Source organism: Romboutsia sedimentorum, from assembly GCF_030131845.1.
GTDB classification, from domain to species: Bacteria; Bacillota; Clostridia; order Peptostreptococcales; family Peptostreptococcaceae; genus Romboutsia_D; species Romboutsia_D sedimentorum.
Window position 1 is genome coordinate 1 of record NZ_JASKYM010000023.1, and the last position, 2,536, is coordinate 2,536.

Below are 2,536 nucleotides of genomic sequence, written 5' to 3' on the forward strand. Positions count from 1 at the left end.
GCAATATTGTAAGCGAAGAGAGTTGGAAAGCTCCGCCATAGAAGGTAATAGCCCTGTAGTTGAAACGAGAAAGCTACTAGCATGATCCAGAGTACCACGGGACACGTGAAACCCTGTGGGAAGCAGGAGGGACCATCCTCCAAGCCTAAATACTACCTAGTGACCGATAGCGCATAGTACCGTGAGGGAAAGGTGAAAAGAACCCCGGGAGGGGAGTGAAATAGAACCTGAAACCCTGCACTTACAAGCTGTGGGAGCACTTTTTATGTGTGACCGCGTACTTTTTGTAGAACGGGCCAACGAGTTACGTTAAGTAGCAAGGTTAAGCACTTAAGGTGTGGAGCCGTAGCGAAAGCGAGTCTTAAATGGGCGCTTAAGTTACTTGACGTAGACCCGAAACCGGGCGACCTATCCATGAGCAGGTTGAAGCGAAAGTAAAATTTCGTGGAGGACCGAACCCACGAGCGTTGAAAAGCTCGGGGATGACTTGTGGATAGCGGTGAAATTCCAATCGAGCCCGGAGATAGCTGGTTCTCCCCGAAATAGCTTTAGGGCTAGCCTCAAGCGTAGAGAGGCGGAGGTAGAGCACTGAATGTCCTAGGGGGTATTGCACTTACCGAAGACTATCAAACTCCGAATGCCGTTTTCTTTTACTTGGGAGTCAGACTGTGGGTGATAAGATTCATAGTCAAAAGGGCAACAGCCCAGATCGTCAGCTAAGGTCCCTAAATGTACGTTAAGTGGTAAAGGATGTGGGATTGCACAGACAACCAGGATGTTGGCTTAGAAGCAGCCACTCATTTAAAGAGTGCGTAATAGCTCACTGGTCGAGTGATCCTGCGCCGAAAATTTCCGGGGCTAAAACGTACTACCGAAGCTACGATATCAGCAATGATAGGTAGGGGAGCTTCGTATACAGGCTGAAGCATGACCGTAAGGACATGTGGACAGTATACGAGTGAGAATGTTGGCATGAGTAGCGAGACGTGGGTGAGAATCCCACGGGCCGTAAACCCAAGGTTTCCAGGGGAAGGTTCGTCCGCCCTGGGTTAGTCAGGACCTAAGCCGAGGCCGAAAGGCGTAGGTGATGGACAACAGGTTGATATTCCTGTACCGCCAATAAGCGTTTGAGAAATGGGATGACACAGTAGGATAAGCTAACCACACTGTTGGTTATGTGTGGCTAAGTACTGAGGCAGTCAAGATAGGCAAATCCGTCTTGATATTAATGCTGGGGTACGATGGGGAGCGAAATTAAGTAGCGAAGTAGCTGATTTCACACTGTCGAGAAAAGTCTCTATCGAGTTTAAAGGCGCCTGTACCTCAAACCGACACAGGTGGGTGAGGAGAGTATCCTAAGGCCAGCGAGAGAACTATTGTTAAGGAACTCGGCAAAATGACCCCGTAACTTCGGGAGAAGGGGTGCCATCTTCGGATGGCCGCAGAGAATAGGCCCAAGCGACTGTTTACCAAAAACACAGGTTTCTGCTAAGTCGCAAGACGATGTATAGGAGCTGACGCCTGCCCGGTGCTGGAAGGTTAAGGGGATCTGTTAGAGCAATCGAAGCAGTGAACTTAAGCCCCAGTAAACGGCGGCCGTAACTATAACGGTCCTAAGGTAGCGAAATTCCTTGTCGGGTAAGTTCCGACCCGCACGAAAGGCGTAACGATTTGGGCACTGTCTCAACAATAGACTCGGTGAAATTGTAATCCCGGTGAAGATGCCGGGTACCTGCGACAGGACGGAAAGACCCCATGGAGCTTTACTGTAGCTTGACGTTGGGTCTTGGTACTACATGTACAGGATAGGTGGGAAACTATGAAGCATGAACGCCAGTTTGTGTGGAGTTATCCTTGGGATACCACCCTTGTAGTACTGGGATCCTAACCATAGGCCTTGAATCAGGTCTTGGGACACCGTCAGGTGGGCAGTTTGACTGGGGCGGTCGCCTCCTAAAGAGTAACGGAGGCGCTCAAAGGTTCTCTCAGCACGGTCGGAAATCGTGCGTAGAGTGTAAAGGCAGAAGAGAGCTTGATTGCAAGACATACAGGTCGAGCAAGGACGAAAGTCGGACTTAGTGATCCGGTGGTACCGCATGGAAGGGCCATCGCTCAACGGATAAAAGCTACCCTGGGGATAACAGGCTTATCTCCCCCAAGAGTCCACATCGACGGGGAGGTTTGGCACCTCGATGTCGGCTCATCACATCCTGGGGCTGTAGTAGGTCCCAAGGGTTGGGCTGTTCGCCCATTAAAGTGGTACGCGAGCTGGGTTCAGAACGTCGTGAGACAGTTCGGTCCCTATCCGTCGCAGGCGTAGGAAATTTGAGGAGACCTGTCCTTAGTACGAGAGGACCGGGATGGACGTACCTCTGGTGTACCAGTTGTTCTGCCAAGGGCATCGCTGGGTAGCTATGTACGGAATGGATAAGCGCTGAAAGCATCTAAGCGCGAAGCCGACTTCAAGATAAGATTTCCCACCGTAAGGGTAAGACCCCAGGAAGACTACCTGGTTGATAGGTCGAAGGTGTAAGTG

At 50.8% G+C, this 2,536-nt stretch carries 1 rRNA gene; it reads left to right on the forward strand.

From position 1 onward, the window contains the following. Window positions 1–2,536, forward strand: a 23S ribosomal RNA gene (locus tag QOZ84_RS16315); the annotation flags it as partial.